We start from the raw sequence: 23,442 nt of genomic DNA on the forward strand, positions 1-23,442 counted from the left end.
GGGGTCTTTTTTTTTTCAAACCGACCGGGGGGTGGACCCCCGCCCCCCCCGGGGGCCCCCCCCGGGCGGGGCCGGGGGCGCCCCGGGCCTGCGGGCGGGGGGCCCCCCCCCCTCTTCCGCGTTGTGCCGGTTCAGAGCGTGCGGCGGACGCCCGCCTGGTGCTCCAACGCGCCGAACTGCTCGGTGAGTCGGGCGTGCATGGCGTGCTCGGCGGGGCCGCTGCGGCCGATCGGCAGCACGTCGCGGCCGCGCAGCTCCTCGACCATCAGCGCGTACGCCGCGTACGCCGCCACCAGGGCGAGGAGCATGCCGAGCGCGCCGGCGGTGCGGCCCAGCCACTCGGCGCCGGTGACGCCGGCCAGGCCCGCCACCAGGTAGCGCGGCGTGGCGACCAGCAGGACCAGCCAGAGGGCCTTCTTCGGCCGGGCCACCGAGGCCATCAGGGCGGCGAACACGGTGAAGGTCAGGTTCAGCACGCCCAGCACCTTCGCGCCGCCGGGCGCGTCCGTCGCGGTGACCAGGCCGAAGGACAGCCAGGCCCCGGCGAAGCCCGCCATCAGGGTCGCCGCGACCACGTCGCGGGCGCCGAACGCCAGGATGCCGACCAGCAGTTGGAGGGCGAAGGCGGAGAACACGGTGAGCGCGACGGCCTGCCGGAACGCGCCGTCGACCAGGCCGAGCTGGAGGCTGCCGGTCACCGCGGAGGAGATCGCCACGGCGAAGAAGCCGAGCGGCATCGGGGAGGCGATCGGCCGCAGGCTGATCCGGGTCATGGTGTGCAGCCCGGGGGCGGTCGGGACGTCCTGCGCCCGGGGGTCTTCGAGGGTGGTCGCTGCCGTCATGCGCGTGTTCCTTCGGAGGAGGGGGAGTGGGGAAACGGGCTCGGGCCCCTGGGCGATCGCTCGCTCAGGGGCCCGAGCCCGCACTGCGGTACTGCTGCCCTCACCTGCGGTGGAGGGCGAACCGGGTGGCCAGACCGCCACCGACACCGGCGACCAGCGCCGGCGCGAGGCACCACAGGGGCCAGTCGGCCAGGCCGAGCGCGCCGTCCACCGACCACCGGCCCGGACCGGTGGCGGTGAGTGCGGCGGCGATGGTGATCAGCACGAACGGGAACTCGTACCCGTCGTGCTGGACCCACAGGCCGTGCGGCCACTTGACCGTCAGGGCGACGGTCATGACGCCCATGACGCCCGCGCCCGCCAGCGGGGTGAGCAGGCCGGCGGCGAGCATCAGCCCGGCGCCGATCTGGGTGCCGCCGGCGGCCAGGGCGGTGAGCTTCCCGCCCCGGAAGCCGTCACCCCGGAACTCGGCGGTGCCGCCTGCCAGTCCGCCGCCGCCCAGGTGGTGGCTGACCTTCTGGACGCCGTGCCCGGCGATCAGCAGGCCGGTGACCAGGCGGAGCAGGAGGAGACCGGTGTTCACCGCGGTCAGCCCGCGGCGTGCGGGTCGATCATCGACTGGGCGTAGAACACGCCCAGGCCGTAGGCGCCGCCGTGCTCCTTGACCAGGTCGGTGACGGCGACGTAGGTCTCCGAGCGGGCCCAGTCGCGCTGGAGCTCCAGCAGGACCTGCACCCAGGTGACCGGCACGGCGCCGGCGGCGGTCATCCGCTGCAGGGCGTGCTCGTGGGCCAGCGGGCTGACGCCGCCGGAGGCGTCCGCGACGACGTACACCTCGTAGCCCTGGTCCAGCGCGGAGAGCGCCGGCAGGACGAGGCAGACCTCGGTCCACAGGCCCGACAGGATGATCTTCTTGCGGCCGGTGGCCTTGACGGCCTCGACCAGCGCCGCGTCCTCCCAGGCGTTCATGCTGGTGCGGTCGATGACCTCGTGGCCGGGGAAGACCGCCTTCAGCTGCGGCAGGATCGGGCCGGAGAAGGACTCGGCGGCGACGGTCGACAGGACCACCGGCACGTCGAAGATCTTCGCGGCCTTGGCCAGGCCCACCGTGGAGTTGATGATCGAGGTGCGGTCTCCGGAGCCGGTGCCGAAGAACATCTGCGGCTGGTGGTCGACGAACAGCATCATCGAGTTCTCGGGGGTCAGCAGATCCGGGCTCGGAGCGGCCTTGACGTTGGCGAAGTCGACCATGACGGTCCCTTCTGTCGTGGGAATGCGGGTGATGGAGGGGGAGTCAGGCACTCGACCGGTTGGCTCCGGGGCACCGACGACCACCAAGCTAGGCCCCGGTCCGAGGCCGTTCCTGCCCGCTGCGCGCCCGGCGCTGTTCCCACAACGCACACCGCGGCGGGCGGCAACTGCTGTGCGCTCCAGGGCAATTGGCCATGCGCTGGCGGGGCGTTCGACCGGCCCCACGCCGCCTACCGTCGCAGGGCGGCCCGGTCGGGCCGTGCACAGTCAGCGGAAAGGCGGCACCCCGTGCAGTTCGGGATATTCAGCGTCGGCGACGTGACGGTCGACCCGACCACCGGGCGGGCGCCCACCGAGGGGGAGCGGATCAAGGCGATCCTGGCGATCGCGCTCAAGGCCGAGGAGGTCGGCCTCGACGTGTTCGCCACCGGCGAGCACCACAACCCGCCGTTCGTGCCGTCCTCGCCGACCACCATGCTCGGCTGGATCGCGGCGAGGACCGAGCGGATCGTGCTCTCCACCGCCACCACGCTGATCACCACCAACGACCCGGTGAAGATCGCCGAGGACTACGCGATGCTCCAGCACGTCGCGGACGGCCGGGTCGACCTGATGATGGGCCGCGGCAACACCGGCCCCGTGTACCCCTGGTTCGGCCAGGACATCCGCCAGGGCATCGCGCTCGCCACCGAGAACTACGCACTGCTGCGCCGGCTCTGGCGCGAGGACGTGGTCGACTGGCAGGGCCGCTTCCGCACCCCGCTGCAGGGCTTCACCGCCACCCCGCGCCCGCTGGACGACACCCCGCCGTTCGTCTGGCACGGCTCGATCCGCAGCCCCGAGATCGCCGAGCAGGCCGCCTACTGGGGCGACGGCTTCTTCCACAACAACATCTTCTGGCCGCAGGAACACACCCGCCGGATGGTCGAGCTGTACCGCACCCGGTTCGCCCACCACGGCCACGGCAGCCCCGAGCAGGCGATCGTCGGCCTCGGCGGGCAGGTGTTCATGCGCAAGAACTCGCAGGACGCGGTGCGCGAGTTCCGCCCGTACTTCGACAACGCCCCGGTCTACGGCCACGGCCCGTCGCTGGAGGAGTTCACCGAAGCCACCCCGCTGACCGTCGGCAGCCCGCAGGAAGTCGTCGAACGCACCCTCGGCTTCCGCGACGTGGTCGGCGACTACCAGCGCCAGCTGTTCCTGATGGACCACGCCGGCCTGCCGCTGAAGACCGTCCTGGAGCAGCTCGACATCCTCGGCGAGGAGGTCGTCCCCGTGCTGCGCGCGGAGTTCGCCAAGCTGCGCCCCGCCGGGGTGCCGGACGCGCCCACCCACGCCTCGCTGAAGGCGGCCGGACAGGAGGCCGCCCAGTGAGCGCGCTCACCCTCGCCGTGGTCTCCGGCGGACTCTCCGTGCCGTCCTCCACCCGGCTGCTCGCCGACCGCCTGACCGGGGCCGCCACCGCCGCGCTCGCCGACGCCGGACGCGAAGTCACCGTCCAGCTGCACGAGTTGCGCCCGCTGGCCGGACCGATCGCCAACCACCTGGTGACCGGCTGGCCGTCGCCCGCACTCGGCGCCGCACTGGAGCAGGTGAGCGGGGCGGACGCGCTGATCGCCGTCTCGCCGGTCTTCTCCGCCTCGTTCAGCGGCCTGTTCAAGTCCTTCTTCGACCTGCTCGACCCCGGCGCGCTGGCCGGGAAGCCGGTGCTGATCGGTGCGACCGGCGGCACCGCCCGGCACTCGCTCGCCCTCGACCACGCGCTGCGCCCGCTGTTCGCCTACCAGCGCGCCCTGGTCGCCCCCACCGCCGTGTTCGCGGCCTCCGAGGACTGGGGCGGCACCGGCGACCCGCACACCGACACCCTGCCCACCCGGATCGAACGGGCCGGCCGGGAGCTCGCCGCACTGCTGACCGCCGGCGGGGTCCGCCCGGCCGACGACCACCGGCAGCCGACCGCGCCCGTCCTCGGCTTCCACTGACCCCGCCCCGACCCCGCCCGAAGAGGAACCGCCTTGTCCACCATGCCCGTTGCCGGAATCCGCCCCGGCACCCCCGAACAGCCCGCCGACCTGGTCGTCCGCAACGCCAAGGTGTTCACCAACGACCCGCGCCGCCCGCAGGCCACCGCCCTCGCGATCCGCGACGGCGTGATCCGGGCCGTCGGCGAGGACGCCGACATCGTGCCGCTGGTCGGACCCGGCACCCGGGTGGTCGACGCGCTCGGCCGCCGGGTCGTCCCCGGCCTCAACGACGCCCACCTGCACGTGATCCGCGGCGGCCTCAACTACGTGATGGAACTGCGCTGGGACGGCGTCCGCTCGCTCCGCCGGGCCCTCGCCATGCTGCGCGAGCAGGCCGAGCGCACCCCGGCAGGCCAGTGGGTGCGGGTGGTCGGCGGCTGGTCAGCCGACCAGTTCGCCGAGCGCCGCCTGCCCACCCTGGCCGAACTGAACGCCGCCGCGCCCGACACCCCGGTCTTCGTGCTGCACCTCTACCAGTCGGCGCTGCTCAACAAGGCCGCGCTGCGGGCCGCCGGCTTCACCCGGGACACCCCCGACCCGGCCGGCGGCCAGATCGTCCGCGGCCACGACGGCGAGCCCACCGGCCTGCTGATCGCCGCCCCCGGCGCCCTGCTGCTCTACTCCACCCTCGCCAAGGCGCCGACGCTCGACGAGGCCGACAAGGTCGACTCCACCCGGCACTTCCTGCGCGAGCTCAACCGCTTCGGCCTGACCTCCGCGATCGACGCCGCCGGCGGCTTCCAGAGCTTCCCGGAGAACTACGGCACCGTCATGGAACTCGCCCGCCGCGGCGAGCTGACGCTCCGCATCGCCTACCACCTGTTCCCGCAGACCGCCGGACAGGAACTCGACGACCTCAAGCGGTGGATCGACACCGTCCGCCCCGGCGAGGGCGACGAGTGGCTGCGCCTCAACGGCGCCGGCGAGAACCTCACCTGGGCCGCCGCCGACTTCGAGAACTTCACCGAACCGCGCCCGCAACTCGGCGCGTACGAGGGCGAGTTCGAGAAGGCCGTGCGGATGCTGATGGAGCACGGCTGGGGCTTCCGGCTGCACGCCACCTACGACGGGACGATTCGGCGCGACCTCGCCGTGTTCGAGAAGCTCGCCGCCGAGGGCCTGTTCCCGCAGGGCAACCGCTGGCTGTTCGACCACGCCGAGACCGTCAGCGCCGACAGCCTGGACCGGATCGCCGCACTCGGCGGCGCCGTCTCCGTGCAGAACCGCCTCTCCTTCCAGGGCGAGGCGTTCGTCAACCGCTACGGCGCGCCCGCCGCCGCCGAGGCCCCGCCGCTGCGCGCCATGCTGGATCGCGGCCTGACCGTGGCCGGCGGCACCGACGCCACCCGGGTCTCCTCCTACAACCCGTGGGTCGCCCTGCACTGGCTGGTCTCCGGCCGTGCCATCAGCGGACGCCGGCTCGCCGCCGAGCACAACCGGCTCGACCGCGCCCGGGCCCTGGAGCTGTTCACCCTCGGCGGCGCCCGGCTGACCGGCGAACAGGACGTCAAGGGCCGCCTCACCGTCGGCAGCTACGCCGACCTGGCGGTGCTCGACGCCGACTACTTCACCGTCGAGGAAGCCGACATCGCGCACATCGAGTCGGTGCTCACCGTGGTCGGCGGCCGGATCGTGCACGCCGCCGCCGAACACCAGGGCCTGGCCGCCGACCTGCCCGCCGTCAGCCCGGACTGGAGCCCCGTCGCCCGCTTCGGCGGCTACCAGGCCACCCCCGCGCCCGGCCTGGCCGGCGCACAGCAGGCCGACCTGGTGCGGGAGGCCGCCGCCGCCTCCGACGAGCAGCACGCCTGGCGCCTCGCCCGCGGCCGCGCCGTCCCCGGGCAGAACGCCGCACCGCAGGACCCCTGCTTCTTCTGACGCCACGTCACCACCGGGGCGCCGCCGCCCGCGCCGCGGCGGCGCCCCCGCACCCCAGGAGGCACCGTGCCCGCCCCCGGCACCCCGGCCCCGCCCGGGCCGCAGATCACCGACCGCCACCCGCTGGCCCTGGCCCTGTTCGGGCTCACCCTGGCCAGCGGACTGATCGACGCCGTCAGCTACCTCGGCCTCGGCCACGTCTTCACCGCGAACATGACCGGCAACGTGGTCGTCATCGCGTTCGCGCTGGCCGGCGCGCCCGGCTTCTCCGTCGCCGGCTCGGTGACCTCGCTCGGCGCGTTCCTGATCGGCGCGGCGGTGGCCGGGCGGTTCACCACCGGACGGCACGGCCGGCTGCGCACCGCGCTCGCCCTGGAGGCCGTCCTGCACACCGCGGCCGCCGCCGTCGTGTTCGCCCGGACCGCCGACGGCCCCGCCCGCTACGCGGTGATCACGCTCGGCGCGCTGGCCATGGGCATCCGCAACGCCACCGTGCGCGGACTCGGCGTCCCCGACCTCACCACCACCGTGCTCACCCTCACCCTCACCGGCCTGGCCGCCGACTCCCGGCTGGCCGGCGGCGCCGCGCCCCGCCAGCGGCGGCGGATCCTGGCCGTCGCCACCATGCTGGCCGGCGCCCTGCCGGGCGCCGTCCTGGTGCTGCACGGACAGCTCGCCTGGGCCCTGCTCGCCGGCGCCGCCCTGGCCGCCGCCACCGCCCTGCTCCACCGGGAATGAGCCGCAGGTCAGGGCCGCGATCCCGGTCCGCCGCGCCGGGGGATAACCTGGGCGGCCGGGACCCGGGCGGGCCGGTGCCCGAGGGATGCTTCCCGGAGAACGAGGAACGGTGGACGGCGGGCGGGCACCCGGCCTGATCGGACGGCAGCGCGAGACCGAACTGCTGACCGCGGCGCTGGTCCAGGCCGAGGACGGCGGCAGCGGCTGCACCGTGCTGCTGCGCGGCGACCCCGGCGTCGGCAAGAGCACCCTGCTGGACTGGGTCGAGCACAAGGCCCGCGAACGCGGCTTCACCGTGCTGCGCGCCGTCGGCGCCGAGGCCGAGACCGACTTCGCGTTCGGCGCCCTGCACCAGGTGTTCTGGTCGCTGCTGGAGGGCTCCCGGGCGTTGACGGCGCACCAGCGCGAAGCCCTGGAGAGCGCCTTCGGCGTCCGCTCCGGCACCCCGAGCGGGTTCGCCGTCGGCACCGCCGCACTGGCCCTGCTCGCCGAGGCGGCCGCCGCCGCCCCCGTCCTGCTGCTCCTCGACGACCTGCACTGGCTCGACTCGTCCAGCGCGACGGTGTTCGCGTTCCTGCACCGCCGCTCCACCCGGCTGCCGGTCGTGATGGTCGTCGCCAGCCGCCCCGGCGGCCGGGCCGCGCAGATCCGGTCCGCCGAGGCCGTCGACGTCGGCGCGCTGCCCGAGGCCGACGCCGCCGCGCTGCTCGACAGCTGCCGGCCCGAACTCGCCGCCACCACCCGGGACCGGGTGCTCGCCGAGGCGGCCGGCAACCCGCTCGCCCTGGTCGAACTGCCCGGGCAGCTCGCCGCCGCCCAGCAGCGCGGCCTCGCCCCGCTGCCCGAACGGCTGCCGCTCGGCCGCACCCTGGAACAGGTCTTCGCCGCGCGGCTCGACGAACTGCCGCCCGACGTCGGCCGCCTGCTGCTGCTGGCGGCGCTCGCCACCGGCCCCGAGTTCAGCCGCGGCGGCTGGCTGCGGGTCGGCGGCGAGGCCCTCGGCGAGGCCCTGGGCCGGCTCGACGGGGACGGCGTCGCCCGACTCGACGAGTCCGGGCAGCTGGTGTTCCGTCACCCGCTGGCCCGCACCGCCGTGGTGTCCGCCGCCTCCGACGCCGACCGCCGGCGCGCCCACCGCGACCTCGCCGAGGCCCTCGCCCCGGACGACCCGCGCCGGCTCGCCCACGAGGCCGCCGCCGCCCTGCTGCCCGACGACGGCCTCGCCCGCCGCCTCCAGGAGGCCGGCCGGGACCTCGCCGCCCGCGGCGGCGACGCCGAGGGCGCGCTGCTGCTGGAACGCGCCGCCGTGCTCAGCACCGACTCCTGCGACCGCGCCCGCCGGCTCACCTGGGCCGCCGTGATGGCCGCCCGCGGCGGGCAGCTGCGGCACGCCGCCGCGCTCGTCGACGAACTGACGGCCTGCCGGGTACCGGAGGACGTCGCCCCGCTGCTCGCCTACGCGGTGGTGTACGCCGACCAGAGCCACCACGTCGACTTCGAGTCCTCCGCCGCGCTGCTGCCCGGTGCCCTCGACGCGCTCGCCGCGCCCGGCGCGGACACCTTCGGTGGCCTGGTCGAACAGGTCTACTTCAAGCTGCTGCTGGCCGCCGCCCACACCGACGACCCGTGGGCCTGGCGGGCCCTGCGCGAGCACCGCGACCAGGTCTCGGAGGCAGGCCGGCTCTGCCTGCAGGCCTGGACCGACCCCCGCCCCGGCACCGCCGACGCGCTGCTCGCCCTGGCCCGGGACCTGCCGGCCGAGCAGGAGGCGGGCGTGGCCTGGCTGCTGCTGTGGACGGCCTCCGCGCTCGACTCCGCCGAGGGCGAGGTCTGGCAGCGCTTCGCCGGGCAGCACGGCTACGCCACCCAGGGCTCGGTCGCCAAGGCCAAGGCCCACCAGGACTTCCTGCTCGGCCGCTGGGACCAGGCGCAGGTCTGCGTCCGCGAGGCCGAGATCGCCGACGAACTCGGCTACCGCACCAACGCCCTGATGTTCCGCCAGGCCTACGCCCACTTCCTCGCCGGACGCGGCGACGAGGCCGGGCTGCGGGCGGTCGACGAGGCGATCCGGCCGATCGCCGCCCGGGCCCGGATGCGGTACGTCCTCGACCGGCTCACCCACCTGCGCGCCCTGGCCGCGTTCGCCCACCGCCGCCCCGACGAGGCGTACGCGCACCTGCGCGAACTCGCCCCGCCCGGGCAGCCGCCCACCGGGCCGCCCTGGCGGCACGCGCTGGTCCTCGACCTGGTCGCCGCCGCCCTGCTCACCAACCGCCGGGACGAGGCCCTGGCCCACCTCGAAGCGGGCCGGGCCGCGGACTCCGCCGGGATCTCCGACCGGCACGCCTTCCTGTTCGCCGCCGCGACCGCGCTGGCCGCCGACGACGACCATGCCGAGGACGCCTACCGGGCGGCGCTCGCCGTCCCAGGCGCCGAGCAGTGGGCGTTCGACCTGGCCCGGCTGCAACTCGCCCACGGCGCCCGGCTGCGCCGCCGCCACCGGCCCGGCGCCCGGACGGCGCTGCGCGCCGCGCACCACCTGTTCGTCCGGCTGCAGGCGCTGCCCTGGGCCCGCTGGTGCGAGGAGGAACTCCGGGCCGCGGGCGACCCGGTGGGCGCGTCCGCGGCCCGGCCGGCCGCCGACCCGACCGAACTGACCGGGCAGGAGCTGCGGATCGCCCGGCTGGCCGCCACCGGCCTCACCAACAAGGAGATCGGGCGGCGGCTCCAACTGTCGCCGCGCACCGTCGGCGCGCACCTGTACAAGATCTTCCCGAAGCTCGGCATCACCTCCCGCGCGGCGCTGGCGCACGCGCTCGACCGGCTCTGAGCGGCGCACCGGACCGGTCGGAGTGTGCTGTCCGTGCACCGCTGCCGACCCACAGCGCACGGGGCGCGGTCGGGCAGTCAAATGACTTAAGCCGCCGCCGGGTCCGCGGCGCAGGCTCGCAGCAGGATCTCGTGGAAAGGGCGGTCGGATGAGTGCGTGGATGGCGAACGGGTGCGTGCCCGGCGCGGCGTGGCCGTGGCCGCCGGCCGCGACGGACCCCGCGAACGCCGGGGCGTCGCCCGGCGAACGCGCCGTGCTGTCCCGTCTCGGGCACCTGCGGGTCGCCACCCTGGAGACGGCCGTGCCGCTGCCGCCCCGCCTGGCCGGCCGGTTCGCCTGGGCCCGGCAGGAGCCGATGGTCGGCATCGGCCTGCAGTTGACCGGCGAGTGCATGATCACCCAGGACGGGCAGCAGACGGTGCTGGGCGAGGGCGAGTTCGTGCTGTACGACACCGCGCGGGCGTACGTCATCGAGTACCCGAAGCCGTCCCGCGCGCACCTGTTCCACCTGCCGCGCCGCCTGCTCGCCGTGCCGGACGGCGACCTGGAGCGGGTGACGGGCACGCCGGTGACCGCGGCCGACGGGTTCGGCTCGGTGCTGCTGCCGTTCCTGCGGACCCTCGCCGACTCCGCGTCCTCGTACCGGACGCCGGTCGCCGACCGGCTGGCCGGCAGCGTCGCCGACCTGGTCGGCACGATGATCACCCAGCTGGGTTCGGCCCGGACGGCCCAGGACGCCGACACCCCCAACGGACGGCTGCTGCGACAGGTCCGGGAGTACATCGAACGCCGGCTGGGCGACCCGGAGCTGTCGCCGGAGACGATCGCCCGGGCCCACCACATCTCGGTGCGCTACCTGCACCGCCTGTTCGAGGGCGAGGGGGTGACGGTGGGTCGGCTGGTGCTGCGCTCCCGGCTGGAGGCCTGCGCCCGGGAACTCGCCCGGCCCGGCCTGTCGGTGGCCGAGATCGCGCACCGCTGGGGGTTCGGCAGCCCGGCGCACTTCAGCCGGGCCTTCCGCACCGCCTACGGCGTCCCGCCCAGGGAGTGGCGGGCCCGGCGGGCCGCGGGCTGACCTTCCGGCGGAGGGATTTCCTCCTGCGGTTCTTCCTGGCCGGGGCGGGCGCGGGGCGGTGGGATGGGTGACGGCCGCGGGGACTCCGCCCCGCGGCGGTGACCGACCGCCCCCCGGAGGAGCACAGTTGTCCGTCGTCCTCGACACCGCCGCCGTACCGCCGGCCGACCGCGCCGAGCTGTGGCACGAGGCGGTCTCCCGCACCTTCATGCCGCTGGACGTGCGCCTCCGGGAGGCGCTGCCCGGGCCGGCGGCCATCACCACCCACCGGATGGGCGAGCTGCAGGTCTCGCTGGTGCAGGCCGGCCCGCAGCGGGCGGTCCGCAGCGCGGCGCTGATCGCCCGCGGCGGCGAGGACCACCTCACACTGGCGCTCCAGCACCGGGGCACCGCCCGGCTCGCCCAGGACGGCCACCGCGTCCTGCTGCGGCCCGGCGGCTTCGCCGTCTCCGACGCCGGACGGCCGTTCACCAAGGACCTGGACGAGCCGTTCGCGTTCACCGCCTTCCACTGGCCGCGGGCGGCCGGCGAGCTCACCGAGGACGACCTGCGGGTGCTCACCGCGACGGCCTTCGACCCCGGGGCCGGCACCGCCCGGCTGGTGGCCTGCTACCTGGAGCACCTGGGCCGCACCGCCGGGCTGCTGGATCCGGCCGCCGAGGCCCGGCTGGCCGCCACCGCGCTGGACCTGCTGGTCACCCTCGCCCACGAGCGGCGCGGCCGCACCGGCCCGGACGGGCCCGGGCCGGCCCTGGCCACGCTGGCCCGGGTGAAGGACCACATCCTGAACCACCTGGGCGACCCCGAGCTCACCCCCGAACGGATCGCCGCCGCCCACCACATGTCGGTGCGTCACCTGCACAAGCTGTTCCAGTACGAGGGCGTCACGGTGATGCGCTGGATCCAGCACCGGCGGCTGGAGGGCTGCCGCCGGGCCCTGGCCCGCCCGGGCGGCGCCCGGACCACCGTGGCGGCGGTGGCGAACCGGTGGGGGTTCGTCAGCGCCAGCCACTTCAGCCGCTCCTTCCGGGCCGCCTACGGCGTCTCGCCGCGCGAGTGGCAGGCCGCGCCCGTCCGCACGGCGCTGCCGGGCTGACGGGCCGTCGGCCGCTACTCGAAGACGGTCGCCGGGGCCGGCGGGTCGTCGGACAGCGCGGCCCGCGCCGCGGCCGTCAGCTCCTCGCGGACCCGGCCCTCGAAGGCGAGGACGGCGCGGTACTCGGCGGCGGCCTCCAGGCGGTGGCCGAGGTGGGTGAGCGCGTGGCCGAGGTGCAGGTGGACCTTGGCCGCGGGACGGTGGTGGCCGTGGCCCTCCAGCAGGCCGCGGATCGGGCGCAGGACCTCGATGGCCTCCGCCCACCGGCCCAGGTTCAGGTGGACCAGGGACACGTGGTAGTCGGCGATCAGCGCCGTCAGGGCGCGGGTGGTCTCCGGGATCCGGTCGGCGTTGCGCGGGTCGCCGAGGACGGCCATCACCTCCCGGTGGGTGGCGATCGCGTCCTCGGGCCGGCCCGCGCTGCGCAGCAGGTGGATGCTCACGTTGCAGGCGGGCAGGTAGCCGTTGATCTCGTCCGCCGCGATGAACAGGTCCAGCGCCTTCCGGCAGTGGTCGGCGGCCGACGCGGCGTCACCGGCCGCGTCCCGCAGCACGCTGAACCGCAGGTGGGCGCGGGCCTGCTGGACCTCCGCCCCGGTGGCGCGGGCGAGTTCGAGGGCGGCGCCGGCGGCGTCCACGGCCGCCCGGTGGTCCGCCTCGCAGACCCAGTGCGCCCAGGCCAGGTCGTTCAGGTGCCCGGCCTGCGCGGTGGTGTCGCCGAGGGCGGCCGCGGCGCGGGCAGCGGTGCCGAACAGCTCCACCCAGTGGCCGGCGGTCACCCACAGGTCGGACACCAGGCTCATCGCCGAGCCCACCGCGCTCACCTCGGCGTGCTCGCCGGCCGCGGCGGCCTCCCGGAACGCGGCCAGCCAGTTGGCGTGTTCGGCCTTCAGCCAGGGGATCGCCGACTCCCGGCCGCCCGGCCCGATCAGCGGGTCGTCGGCGGGCGGCGGCGCCTCGTGGTCGGGTGCGTGGCGGCGGCCCACCAGCACGGCGGCGGCCAGCAGCCGGCCGCGCAGCCGGGCCCGGTCGGCCGACTCGGAGGGCTCGCCGTCCTCCTCGCGGTACCGCGAACGGGCGTACAGGCGCAGCAGGTCGTGCAGGCGGTAGCGGTCCTCGCGGCGGGTGGTCAGCAGGCCCGCCTCCAGCAGCTCCTCCAGCAGGTCCTCGGCGTCGAGCAGCGGGAGCCGGGCCAGCACGGCGGCCAGCGGGGCGCTGAAGTCGGGCCCGGGGACCAGCGCCAGCAGGCGGAACATCCGGGCGGTCTCCGGGGCGAGCCGCGAATAGGACAGCGAGAACGCCGAGTTGACGCGCAGGTCGCCGGCGCTCAGCGAGTCCAGCCGGCGGTCCTCGTCGGCGAGCCGGGAAGCCAGCCGCCCGAGGCTCCAACTGGTCCGGGTGGCAGCCCAGTTGGCGGCGACCCGGAGGGCGAGCGGGAGGTGGCCGCAGAGCTCGGTGATCTGCCCGACGGCCGCCGGCTCGGCGTCCACCCGGCCCGCGCCGACCACCGCGCGCAGCAGCTCGGCCGACTCGTCCGGGGAGAGCGCGGTCAGCTCCACCCGGTGCACGCCCTCCAGGCCGGCCAGGGTGTGCCGGCTGGTCACCACCACCAGCAGCCGGCCCGCCGCCGGGAGCAGCGGCCGGACCTGCGCCTCGTCGGCGGCGTTGTCCAGCACCAGGACGCCGTGCCGGCCGGCCGCCGTCTCGCGGTAACGGGCCAGCCGCTCCTGCGGGTTCAGCCGGATCAGGTCGAGTTCGTCGGTGCCCCAGGCGGCCAGCAGCTGGGTGATCGCCTCCTGCGTCGGGAGCGGCCGCGCGTCCAGGCCCTGCAGGTCGAGCAGGAACGGAGGGTCCGTCAGCTCCGGGGCCAGCTGCTCGGCCAGCCGCACCGCCAGGGTGGTCTTTCCGCTGCCGGGGGTGCCGAACACCACCGCCACCGGCGGGGCCGCGACCGGATCGGCGGGCGGATGGGCGAGCGAGCGCAGCAGCGCCAGTTCGGCCTGCCGGCCGACGAAGTCCCGCACGCCCCTGGGCAGGACGGGGCCCACCGCCGGGCCGGCCGCGGCGGGCCGGGAGCCCTCCCGGCCCGCCCGGGCCTGCGCGAGCAGCGAGGCGCGGGCCGTCTCGTCGAGGCCGAGGCCCTGAGCGATCGCGCTGAGGGTGCCGCGCTGCGGGCGGCGGCTGCGCCCGCGCTCCAGGTCGCCGATGGCCCGGTCGGAGACCCCGGAGGCCTCCGCCAGCTCCTCGATGGTCAGGCCGCGCGCCCGGCGCAGTTCCCGGAGGGTCCGCCCGAAACCGGTCCCGCTGCTGTCGTCCATTCCGCTCCGTCCGTTCGCCCCCGGCAGGGTTCGTCACCCCCTTCCTACTGGGTGCGGGCTTCGAACGGGAAAACGGTTCCGGGGGCCGGACGGCGACCGGGCCCGCCCGCGGGCCGGACATGCGCGGTGCGGCCGGGCGCAGTGCGCTGCGGGGAAAGGCGGCACGGCCGGCCGACCGTCCGGGAGGCGCCCCCGCCGGGTCCGACGCGCACACCGTCCGGACTCCCCGCCACGCCCGGCACCGGCCCCGAACGACCGGACGGGACGGAGGAGTCGACCATGACCGACAGGCCCACCGCGGTGCCGGTGCGCGGCGCCCCCGCGGACGCCTCCGGCTTCGCCCGCCTGATCCCCGGACTGCTCGCCGACGGCCCGCGCGTCCTCGCGCGGCCGGCCCGACCGCAGCGGCGGCGCGGCGATCACCGTCGCCCGGGCCGAGGGGACCGTCACCCCGTGGTCCGGGCGGCCACCGCGTGCGTCACCACCGGCTCGCCCGACACCAGCGCACGGGCCGCCCGCTCGAAGGCGTGGTCGACGCCCGTCCAGCGCTCGTGGTGCTGCGCCCGGTGCTCCGCCCAGGACGCCACCGTGAACACCTCGACGAACCGGTCGGGCCGGGCCGCGTCCCGGTACAGGCCCCAGCCGACCGCGCCGGTGCGCCGCCGCGACGCCTCGACCTCGCCCATCGCCGCCGCGAACGCGCTCGCGTCGCCGTCCGCCACCCGGTACTCGACGGTGACCAGCACCGGGCCCTCGCCCGCGGCGGGCTCGACCGTCAGCCGCGGCTCCGGCCAGCTGTCCGACAGCGACGGGTCGACCCGGCCGTCCGGCAGCGGGAACCGGCGCAACGACAGCACGCCCGGCACCACCAGCAGCGCCGCCGGCACCGCCAGTGCCGCGAACAGGCCCGCGTGCTGCGCCAGTTGACCCCACGCCAGGGCCCCCAGCGCATTGCCGCCCTGGAACACCAGCAGGTAGAAGGCGACCGCACGGGCCCGCACCCAGTTCGGCAGCCCCAGTTGCAGCGCGGCGTTCAGCGTGGACAGGCCCCAGATCCAGGCCGCGCCCGCGAACGCCAGGCCCGCGCCCGCCACCCAGGCACTCCCGGCCAGCGCCGTCACCAGCAGCGCACCCGCCGTCAGCAGGCCCGCCAGCGCCAGCACGCCGTCGCCGCGCAGCCGGGCGCTCAGCCGCGGCAGCGTCCCCGCGCCCGCCACCGCACCCGCCCCCACGGCGGCCAGCAGCAGGCCGTACCCGGAGGAGCCCAGGCCCAGCCGCTGCACCGCCACCACCGGCAGCAGCGCCCACAGCGCCGCCGCACCGGGCACGAACAGCGCGCAGCGCAGCAGGATCCGCCGCACCTCCGGCGCGCGGCGGACGTACCGGCCGCCGGCCCGCAGCGCCGCCAGCGCGTGCTCGCGCTCCCGCGCCGGCCGCTGCGGCTCCTGGGGGAAGCGGCGCAGCAGGACCAGCAGAATGCCCACGAAGGACAGCGCGTTGAGGGCGAACGTCCAGCCCACCCCGGCGGCGGCGACCAGCAGTCCGCCCAGCGCGGGGCCGACCGCGCGGGCCACGTTCATGTTCACCGCGCCCAGCGCCGACGCCTGCCGCAACTGCTCGCGCGGCACCAGGCTCGGCTGCACGGCCTGCCAGGCCGGTCCGTTCAGCGCCGTCAGACAGCCCAGCAGGAAGGTGAGCAGCAGCAACAGCCACGGCCCGAGCACCCCGAGCAGCGCCAGCACGGCGAGCGCGGTGGCGACCGCCGCCATCGCCGCCTGCATCACCAGCAGCAGCCGCCGACGGTCCACCAGGTCCGCGAGCGCGCCCGCCGGCAGCGCCAGCAGCAGCACCGGCAGCCCCGCCGCGACCTGCACCAGCGAGACCAGCCCCGCGCCGTGCCCGACCAGCACCCACTGCGCGCCGACGGTCTGCATCCAGCCGCCCACGTTCGACACGAACTGCGCCACCCACAGTGCCCGGAACACCTTCTCCCCGAGCGGCGCCCAGGCGGACCCCGTCGTGCTGCGTCCCATCGTTCTCTCCGCCTCTCCGCGCCGCCGGCCGGTCGAGCCGCCGAGGCTAGTGCGGACCGCAGGGCCCGAATGTGCGCTGCGCGCCCGAACGGTGGCCCGGGACGGCACGGTTCCGCACCCCGCCACCGGCGGGGCCGACCGGGCGCCGGGCGGCGCAGCGTTCCCGCCGGGACCCGGAGGGGTGCGGGCGGCGGGGGAGCTGTCGTTGGTGTGGATTCGGTGTGATCGGCTGTCAGGTTCCCTCGCAGACCGTAGGGTTCGGTCCGCGCACTCTCCGCGCGTCCCGGTCGGCCCCTGCCGAGGGGGAGGCCGGTCCCGCGGGCGGGGGCGTGCCACGGGGAGAAGGAGACGGGCAGGTGCAGCCACTCGACGGGGCCGACCCGCGGCAGGTGGGGCCCTACACGCTGGTGGGACGGCTCGGGGCCGGCGGCATGGGCGCCGTGTACCTGGGGCGGTCGGCCGCCGGGCGGACCGTCGCGGTCAAGGTGATCCGGCCCGAGGTCGCGGAGGACGCCGGGTTCCGGCAGCGGTTCCGGTTGGAGGTCGACGCCGCCCGGCGGGTCTCGGGCGCGTTCACCGCACCGGTGGTCGACGCCGACCCGGAGGCGGCCGTGCCGTGGATGGCCACCGCGTTCGTGCCGGGCCTGCCGCTCCGTCAGGCCGTCGAGCGGCACGGACCGCTGCCCGCCGGGACGGTCCGCACGCTGGCGGCCGGGCTCGCCGAGGCGCTCGGCGAGGTGCACCGTGCCGGGCTGATCCACCGCGACCTCAAGCCGGGCAACGTGCTGCTCGCCCTGGACGGCCCGCACGTCATCGACTTCGGCATCTCCCGCGCCGCCGACGCGGGCGGACTGACCACCACCGGCTCGGTGATCGGCTCCGCGCCGTACATGTCGCCCGAGCAGGCCCTCGACCAGCACCTCACGCCCGCCTCCGACGTGTTCTCGCTCGGCTCGACCGTGGCCTTCGCGGCGCTCGGCCGGAACCTGTTCGGCGAGGGCGCCGGCGCGGCCGTGCTGTTCCGGATCGTCAACACGGAGCCCGACCTCGGCGAACTCCCCGCCGACCTGCGGACCCTGGTCGCCGCCTGCCTCGCCAAGAACCCGGCGCACCGGCCGACGCCCCGTCAGCTGGTCGCCCACGTCGCCCAGGCCGGCCATCCCGCCGATCCCGAAGGCTGGCTGCCGCCCGCCGTCGCCACCGAGGTGCGCGGCGTCCGGTCCGTGCTCACCGAGCTGCCCGCCCCGCCGCCGGTGCCGCCGCCCGCCCCCGTCGACCGGCAGCCGCCGGTCGCCCCGGTCCCGTCGCGACGGCCCTCCCGGCGGGCGCTGCTCGGCCTCGGCGGGGCCGTCCTCGCCGCGGGCGCCGCCGGCACCGCGTTCGCCCTGATCGACCGCGGCACTCCGACCGGCAGACACGGCGCCGCCCCGCCGGAGCGGCCGAACGCCGCCGACGTGCCGGAGGCCACCCCGCTCTGGCAGAACCGGCAGGTCACCCTGCCGTGCGTCCAACTCCTCTCCCTGGACGGCGTGGTGGTCGGCATCACCGCCCGGCAGGTGTGGGCCCTCGGCGGCGACGGCAAACCCGCCTGGACGCTGGACGACACCACCGCCGGGATGAACTTCGCCATCGACTCCTCGCAGCCGCGACCGGTGGCCGGCTTCGACGGCCACCGGATCCACCTCGCCGGGACGGGCGGCGGCCCGACCACCGCGCTGCTCGCCGTCGACCCGGCCGGCGGCAGGCCCGACGGCAAGGTGACGCCGGACCGGCCGAAGGCGTTCGGGGTGAGCCGGTTCGCCGGGATCCGCGGCGGCACCGCGTACGTCCTCGGCATGGGCCAGGGCCAGCGGCAGACCGGCACCCACCTGTGGGCGGTCGACCTCGCCGCGCGGCGCACCGCCTGGTTCCACGGCGAGGACGCGCTGCTGCTGGAAGCCGCGCTGCTGCCCGGCGGGGACCGCGTCCTGGTCTCCACCGCCGACCGCCTCAAGGCCCTGGACGGCGCCGGCGGCGTCGCCTGGCAGGCGGGCCTCCAGTCCTTCGGCATCACCGCCGGAGGCGGCCGGTTCCTCACCCCCGACAAGGACGGCAACCTCACCGCCCTCGACCCCGCCGACGGCCGGCCTGCCTGGTCCGCGCCCGGCATCGCCGGCCCCCGCCTGCACGGCAGCGCCTTCGCCCACGGCCCCGACGACAGCCTGCTGCACTGCCTGTGGACCGACGCCGACGGCGGATACTCCGTCGGCGCCCTCGACCTGCGGAGCGGCACCCCGCTGGGCAGAACCCCCCTCCCGGCCGACGGCCCCGGCACCGGGGCCGGCGCGTACGGCGCGGACCTCCTCCACGCCGACGACACCCTCTACCGGATCGGCCGCGACGCCGTCGTCTGGGCACTCGACCCCGGCACCGGCCGACCCCGCTGGAAGTACTCCGGCCACCGGGGCTCCGACCCCTCCGCCCTGACCTGGACGGCCGGCGCCGGCCGCCTCTGCGTGGCCGTTCCCAACCCGGGCGTCCTCACCGTCCTGTCCGCGAAGGGGGCCTGACGATGCGTGGGCTGCCGCGCCGAACGGCCCGCCCGCGCGCCGCCAACGCCCCGACCACGAGACAGGACTGACGGTCCGTCCGTTCGTCGCTCGCCCGTTCGCCGTTCCCACCGTGCCCCGTCCCGAGGGAGTCCCGATGCGCCCGCTCGATCCGACCGATCCTGTTCAGGTCGGTCCGTACACCCTGCTCGGCCGGCTCGGCGCGGGTGGCATGGGGGCCGTGTACCTGGGGCGCTCGGCGGGCGGCCGGACGGTCGCGGTCAAGCTGATCCGGCCGGAGCTGGCGGACGACCAGCGGTTCCGGGCGCGGTTCCGGCACGAGGTCTCGGCGGCCCGCACGGCGTCCTCCGCGTTCACCGCGCCCGTCGTGGACGCCGATCCGGAGGCGCCGCTGCCCTGGCTCGCCACCGCGTACATCCCCGGGATCCCACTGGACGAGGCCGTCCGCCTGGTCGGGCCGTTCCCCGAGCCGGCGTTGCGCATCCTCGCCGCCGGGATCGCCGAGGAGCTCGCCGCCGTCCACGCCGCCGGCCTGGTGCACCGCGACCTGAAGCCGAGCAACGTGCTGCTGGCGCTGGACGGCCCGCACGTCATCGACTTCGGCATCGCCCGGGCCGCCGACGACAGCGTCCTCACCGCCGACGGCGCCGTTCTCGGCACCCCCTCCTACCTGTCGCCCGAGCAGGCCCTCGCCCGGCCGGCCGTCCCCGCCTCGGACGTGTTCTCGCTCGGCTCGACGCTCGTGCACGCCGCGACCGGCGCCGGCCCGTTCGGCGGCGGCCACCCGATCGAGGTGGTCCGCCGGGTCGCCGCGGAGGAACCCGACCTGTCCGGGGTGCCCGCCGGGCTGCGCCTGCTGGTCGCCGCCTGCCTCGCCAAGGACCCGGCGGACCGGCCGACGCCCCGTCAACTCGTCGACTCCCAGCGCCTGGAGCCGCCCGCGCCCGGCACCTGGCTGCACCCGGCGCTGGTCGCCGCGATCGAACGCTCCGCGGCCGTCCTCGCCCCCGCGCTGCCTCCGCCGCCCCCGGCCCCGACCGCCGAACTTCCGCCTCCGGCGGGCCCGTTCGACGCCGTCCCGCCGCGCCCGTCCCGGCGCACCCTGCTGTACGGGCTGGCCGGCGGCGCGGTCGCGCTGGCGGGCGGCGGGACGGCGCTGTACCTGACGGCGGGCCGCAAGGACGACAAGTCGGCCGGGGCGCAGACCGGTTCGAAGGCGGCCCCGCCGCCCGACCTCACCGACCTCGGCCGCTCACTGGACACCACCGCCCTCGCCACCGCGCTGTGGACGGTGCCCGTCCCCGACCCGGTCACCCAGGTCGTCGCGGACGGCGACAGCATCCTGACCGTGGACGCCAAGACCGTCCGCGGCTACGACCGGGACGGCAAGCCCCGCTGGGCGTCGAAGGGCCCGCAGGGCCCGATGCCGATCCCGGTGCTCGGGCAGGTCGTCGCGGACGGCGGCAAGGGCTACTACGTCGCCGCGGAGCCGTTCACCGCACCGGACTACGCGCTCCGCACCTCGCTCAGGGCGGTCGACCTGGCCTCCGGCGACATCGCCTGGACGTACACCCGGACCGGGCTGAGCGCCACGTCCGCCGCGGTCAGCGGGGTGCTGGACGGCGCGGTGTACGTCCACGGCAGCGGCTCGTCGACCTCGCCCGTCGGCCTGTCGCTGTTCCTGTGGGCGGTCGACGCGGCCACCCGCCAACTGCGCTGGGAGCAGCGCTTCCCGTTCTCCGGCCTGGGCAGCGGGCGGCTCACCCTGGCCAGCTCCGGCAGCCGGGTGCTGTGGCAGATGACCGACATGAGCACCGGGAAGTCCACCCTGCAGGGCCTCGACACCGAGCACCTCGGCACCGCCTCCTGGCAGCAGAACCCGCCCGGCACCAGCCTCGGCGCGGCGGCCCTGGTCCAGCCGTTCGGCGACGGCTCGCACAACTCCGCGGGCGGACGCCTGATCTACCTCGCCGACCGGGTCTACGCCCTCGACCCGGCGGACGGGTCGGTCGCGTGGCGGTCCGACGCCACGATGACCTACCAGGCGGCGGTGGCGAACCCCGACGGCTCGACGCTCTTCGCGGTGGCCGTCGACTACAAGACCCTCGGCGTCAAGGTGCAGGCCCTGGACGCGGGCAGCGGTGCCGTCCGCTGGGCCGGCTCCCTCCCCGCCGGCCCCCTGACCACCAACCTGGGCGCGCAGTTCGCCGACGACACCCTCTACGTCTGGCTCCACGGCAAGGTCTGGGCCCTCGACCCGGCCACCGGCGCCGGACGCTGGACCTTCGACTTCCAGCCGTCCGCCACCACCCTCACCGTCCCCCTCTGGGCGGGCGGCGGCCGGGTCTACGGCCCGACCGAACAGGGCCTGACGGCGGTCGCGGCCACCGGCAAGGCGTAGCCGACTGCGGGACGGCACTTCTGGCCGGAGGGTGGCCGGCGGGCGGTCAGGCCAGCAGCAGGGCGCGGTCCCAGACGGTGAACGGCACCCGGTCAGTGGCGACGGTGTGCAGGGCGAGGGCGGCGCCCGCCGCGCCGGTGAGGAAGCCGGCCGGGTCGTCGGTCCGGCCGTTGCGGGGGAGCGGCGGGCGGAAGCCGAACGGCCCCGGGGTGGCGAGGTCGAGCAGCCGCTCCGTCAACCGGGGCAGCAGGGCGGTGAGTTCGTTCTCGGCGGACTCGCCGTCCCGGGCGGTCCGCCAGGTGCACTGGAGCAGACCGGCCCAGCCGTGGCAGAGGCCGGCGTCGGTGAGGGCGGCGGGGCCGCCGCCGGTCTCCAGGGCGCGGGCGACGGCCGCGGCGGCGGCCTGTTCGGCGTACTCGCGCCAGTCGGGCTGGTCGAGGGCCAGGCCGGCGAGCTGCAGGGCGCGGGCGATCCCGGGGGAGCCGTAGCACCAGGACGGCCGCCCCGGGCTCCCGTGGTCGGCGGGCGGCTGCGGGTGGTCCGGGAGCTGGTCGATGGTGGTGAGGTCGACGGACTGCGGCCACCACGGGCCGTACCGGTCCTGGCGGGCCTGGCCGAGCAGCCAGTCCGCCCACAGGCTGAGCGCGGTGCGCTGGCCGGGGACGCGCAGGCCGTGCAGCCAGCACAGCGAGAGCAGGGCGAGCGGGCCCGGCAGGCCGTGCGCGAGGCCGAGATCGGCGTGGCCCCGTTCGGGGGTGGTCGCGCCGTGGCCGTCGACGCTCTGCGCGACCCACCAGCCCGGCAGTTCGGCGATCGGCTCGGAGAGCCGGACCAAGGCGCGCAGCACCAGGTGCAGCGGGGAGTCGGCGGTGCCGGACCGCGGGTGGTGGTCGAGCAGGACGGCACCGAGGCCGGCGAGCCCGGAGACCAGGTCGTAGCGTTCCAGCGCGGTGTGCTCGACGCCCGCGGCGGCGCGCTGCTGCTCGCGCCGGGCCAGGCGTTCGGCGAGGACCGCGGTCCGGTGGAGCAGGTGCGCGCGGGCGGTGCGGTGGTCGGCCGGCGTGGCGGCGGCCCGGGGGAGGGCGAACGCGAGGGCGGGGACGGCGTCGTACAGGCCGGTGCCGGGGGCCGCGCCGGCGGCGGTGCGGGCCGCGACGCCCAGCCAGGCGTGCGCGGTCGCCCGGTGGGCCGGGTCCTGCCGGGCCAGTTCCGCGAACAGCAGCGCGATGCCAGGGGCGCCGTCGGCGAGCCCGGCGGGGCACCACGGGCGGTCGGCGTCGGCGAGCGCGCCCGCCACCCGGTCCGGGTCGGCGAGGAGTCCGGCGGTGGCGGCGACCGCAGCTCGTGCGTGGTCGGACAGGTTCACAGGGCGGCTCCGGGGAGGATCGTCGGGCGGGCGGCGGTTGACGGAACGTCAGGGATCACGGGGCGCTCCAGCGGCGCGGCGGGCGGACGCGTGAGGCCAGTTCGCACGGACCGGGTGGCGGGTGGTGGGTGGCGGGTGGGCGGTTGTGGTGCAGGTGCGGTGCGCGGGCCGCGCGGTGTCCGGGGCCGCTGCACTGCGGTTGGGCGGGATGCGGTGGCGGGTGGGCGCGGTGGGGCGGGCCTGCCGGACGGTGAGGCGCTCCGCGTACCGGCCGCGCGGGGCCGGTACGCGCGGACGGTGCGGCAAGCAGGTGTGCCGTTCCGTGATGCGGTGGCGACTCCAGGGGTGGCGGTTCGCCGAGGTGGGGCGCCGGGTCGACATGGTCGGCGGCGGCGAGGAGAGCGGGGGTCCGCCGGGGCGGCGCTCGCGCGGCAGGCGGCAGCGGCTGTCGGCGGCGAGCACCTGCTCCACGGTCTCGATCGCGGCGGCCCCGCCGTGGCGTTCGAGGGCCGGCCGGTAGCTGTCCGGGGTGAGCGGCCCGGGCAGCGCTGCGGCGGCCGGCCTGTCCGCCCAGTCGGCGAGGACGGGCAGCAGGCGGGCCGCGAGCACGGCCGGGCCGCCGGGGAGGCGCACCTGCGGGTGCGGCTCACGGCGCGGGTGGCGCAGCCAGAACCAGCGGTCGACGGCCCGGGCCAACTCGGCGCGCGGGGAGGGAAGGTGATGAACCGCCGGCTCGTCGCGGCGTGCGGGGCAGCCGGGTGACAGCCACTCCGAGCCCGGTCCGCAGCTCTCCCGGACGGTGCGGTCGCGGGACGGGGTGGCGTACGCGGCCGGCGCGCCGCCGGGGGCACGGCGCGGCAGCGGGAAGCCGAGTCCGCCGGCCTGCCCGCCGACTCGGCCGGCGTCCTGCCCGGGCGCCTCCGGCCCGAACGGCTCGCCGTCGCGCGGGCGTACGTGGTGCGGTCGGGCGCGGTGGTGAGGGTCCGTCGGGTCGAGGGCGAGCTGTCGGTCGTCGCTGACGCTGCGCACCGCGAACGGGCC

Annotated in this window: 16 protein-coding genes; 9 read left to right on the forward strand and 7 right to left on the reverse strand. The window is 76.6% G+C overall.

Translation table 11 applies throughout. The annotated features are described in order from the left end of the window. Positions 1–131 precede the first annotated feature (131 nt). The 3 genes from ACFV1L_RS09020 to ACFV1L_RS09030 form a co-directional block, all read right to left on the reverse strand. On the reverse strand, positions 132–842 hold the full coding sequence (locus tag ACFV1L_RS09020; protein ID WP_380364302.1) for a GPR1/FUN34/YaaH family transporter: 711 nt from the start codon (positions 840–842) through the stop codon (positions 132–134). A gap of 100 nt (positions 843–942) precedes the next feature. Next, positions 943–1,425: a DoxX family protein gene (locus ACFV1L_RS09025; protein ID WP_380364304.1), complete on the reverse strand. Its 483-nt coding sequence runs from the start codon at positions 1,423–1,425 to the stop codon at positions 943–945. Positions 1,426–1,430: 5 nt separating this feature from the next. Further along, positions 1,431–2,093 carry a hydrolase gene (locus ACFV1L_RS09030; RefSeq protein WP_380364305.1) on the reverse strand — a complete coding sequence of 221 codons (663 nt, stop codon included), beginning with the start codon at positions 2,091–2,093 and terminating at the stop codon, positions 1,431–1,433. A gap of 288 nt (positions 2,094–2,381) precedes the next feature. Between ACFV1L_RS09030 and ACFV1L_RS09035 the strand changes: the two genes are divergently transcribed. The 7 genes from ACFV1L_RS09035 (at position 2,382) to ACFV1L_RS09065 (ending at position 11,734) form a co-directional block, all read left to right on the forward strand. Next, on the forward strand, positions 2,382–3,467 hold the full coding sequence (locus ACFV1L_RS09035; RefSeq protein ID WP_380364307.1) for an LLM class flavin-dependent oxidoreductase: 1,086 nt from the start codon (positions 2,382–2,384) through the stop codon (positions 3,465–3,467). Beyond that, positions 3,464–4,075: a CE1759 family FMN reductase gene (locus ACFV1L_RS09040; protein WP_380364309.1), complete on the forward strand. Its 612-nt coding sequence runs from the start codon at positions 3,464–3,466 to the stop codon at positions 4,073–4,075. The genes ACFV1L_RS09035 and ACFV1L_RS09040 overlap by 4 nt, the downstream gene beginning before the upstream one ends. A 42-nt stretch (positions 4,076–4,117) precedes the next feature. Further along, positions 4,118–5,995, forward strand: a complete 1,878-nt coding sequence (locus ACFV1L_RS09045) for an amidohydrolase (protein ID WP_380364311.1) — start codon at positions 4,118–4,120, stop codon at positions 5,993–5,995. A 66-nt stretch (positions 5,996–6,061) separates the two neighbouring features. Further along, entirely contained in the window at positions 6,062–6,733 is a 672-nt protein-coding gene (locus ACFV1L_RS09050; RefSeq protein WP_380364313.1) for a YoaK family protein, read from the forward strand. 109 nt (positions 6,734–6,842) lie between these two features. Beyond that, positions 6,843–9,563 carry a BREX system ATP-binding domain-containing protein gene (locus ACFV1L_RS09055; RefSeq protein ID WP_380364315.1) on the forward strand — a complete coding sequence of 907 codons (2,721 nt, stop codon included), beginning with the start codon at positions 6,843–6,845 and terminating at the stop codon, positions 9,561–9,563. Positions 9,564–9,723: 160 nt separating this feature from the next. Continuing rightward, positions 9,724–10,638 carry a helix-turn-helix domain-containing protein gene (locus ACFV1L_RS09060; protein WP_380364317.1) on the forward strand — a complete coding sequence of 305 codons (915 nt, stop codon included), beginning with the start codon at positions 9,724–9,726 and terminating at the stop codon, positions 10,636–10,638. A gap of 127 nt (positions 10,639–10,765) precedes the next feature. Further along, on the forward strand, positions 10,766–11,734 hold the full coding sequence (locus ACFV1L_RS09065) for a helix-turn-helix domain-containing protein (protein ID WP_380364319.1): 969 nt from the start codon (positions 10,766–10,768) through the stop codon (positions 11,732–11,734). 14 nt (positions 11,735–11,748) lie between these two features. Here the strand turns inward: ACFV1L_RS09065 and ACFV1L_RS09070 are convergent, their stop codons facing one another. Both ACFV1L_RS09070 and ACFV1L_RS09075 read right to left on the reverse strand, forming a co-directional pair. Continuing rightward, complete coding sequence (locus ACFV1L_RS09070) at positions 11,749–14,052, reverse strand: helix-turn-helix domain-containing protein (RefSeq protein ID WP_380364321.1); 2,304 nt, start codon at positions 14,050–14,052, stop codon at positions 11,749–11,751. A 446-nt stretch (positions 14,053–14,498) separates the two neighbouring features. Next, the gene (locus ACFV1L_RS09075) at positions 14,499–16,085 is read right to left on the reverse strand and encodes an MFS transporter (protein WP_380364323.1); all 1,587 of its coding nucleotides are present in this window, start codon (positions 16,083–16,085) and stop codon (positions 14,499–14,501) included. A gap of 356 nt (positions 16,086–16,441) precedes the next feature. Here ACFV1L_RS09075 and ACFV1L_RS09080 point away from each other — a divergent pair, with 356 nt between their 5' ends. Both ACFV1L_RS09080 and ACFV1L_RS09085 read left to right on the forward strand, forming a co-directional pair. Continuing rightward, positions 16,442–18,634 (forward strand): protein kinase, encoded by a 2,193-nt coding sequence (locus tag ACFV1L_RS09080; protein ID WP_380364325.1) that lies wholly within the window; start codon positions 16,442–16,444, stop codon positions 18,632–18,634. 136 nt (positions 18,635–18,770) lie between these two features. Continuing rightward, positions 18,771–21,035, forward strand: a complete 2,265-nt coding sequence (locus ACFV1L_RS09085; protein WP_380364327.1) for a protein kinase — start codon at positions 18,771–18,773, stop codon at positions 21,033–21,035. 46 nt (positions 21,036–21,081) lie between these two features. Here the strand turns inward: ACFV1L_RS09085 and ACFV1L_RS09090 are convergent, their stop codons facing one another. Then, positions 21,082–22,401, reverse strand: coding sequence for a lanthionine synthetase C family protein (locus ACFV1L_RS09090; protein ID WP_380364329.1), 1,320 nt, complete (start codon positions 22,399–22,401; stop codon positions 21,082–21,084). A 48-nt stretch (positions 22,402–22,449) separates the two neighbouring features. Next, entirely contained in the window at positions 22,450–23,430 is a 981-nt protein-coding gene (locus ACFV1L_RS09095) for a lantibiotic dehydratase C-terminal domain-containing protein (RefSeq protein WP_380364331.1), read from the reverse strand. Positions 23,431–23,442: the final 12 nt, after the last annotated feature.

The organism is Kitasatospora sp. NPDC059646, assembly GCF_042734615.1.
GTDB lineage: Bacteria > Actinomycetota > Actinomycetes > Streptomycetales > Streptomycetaceae > Kitasatospora.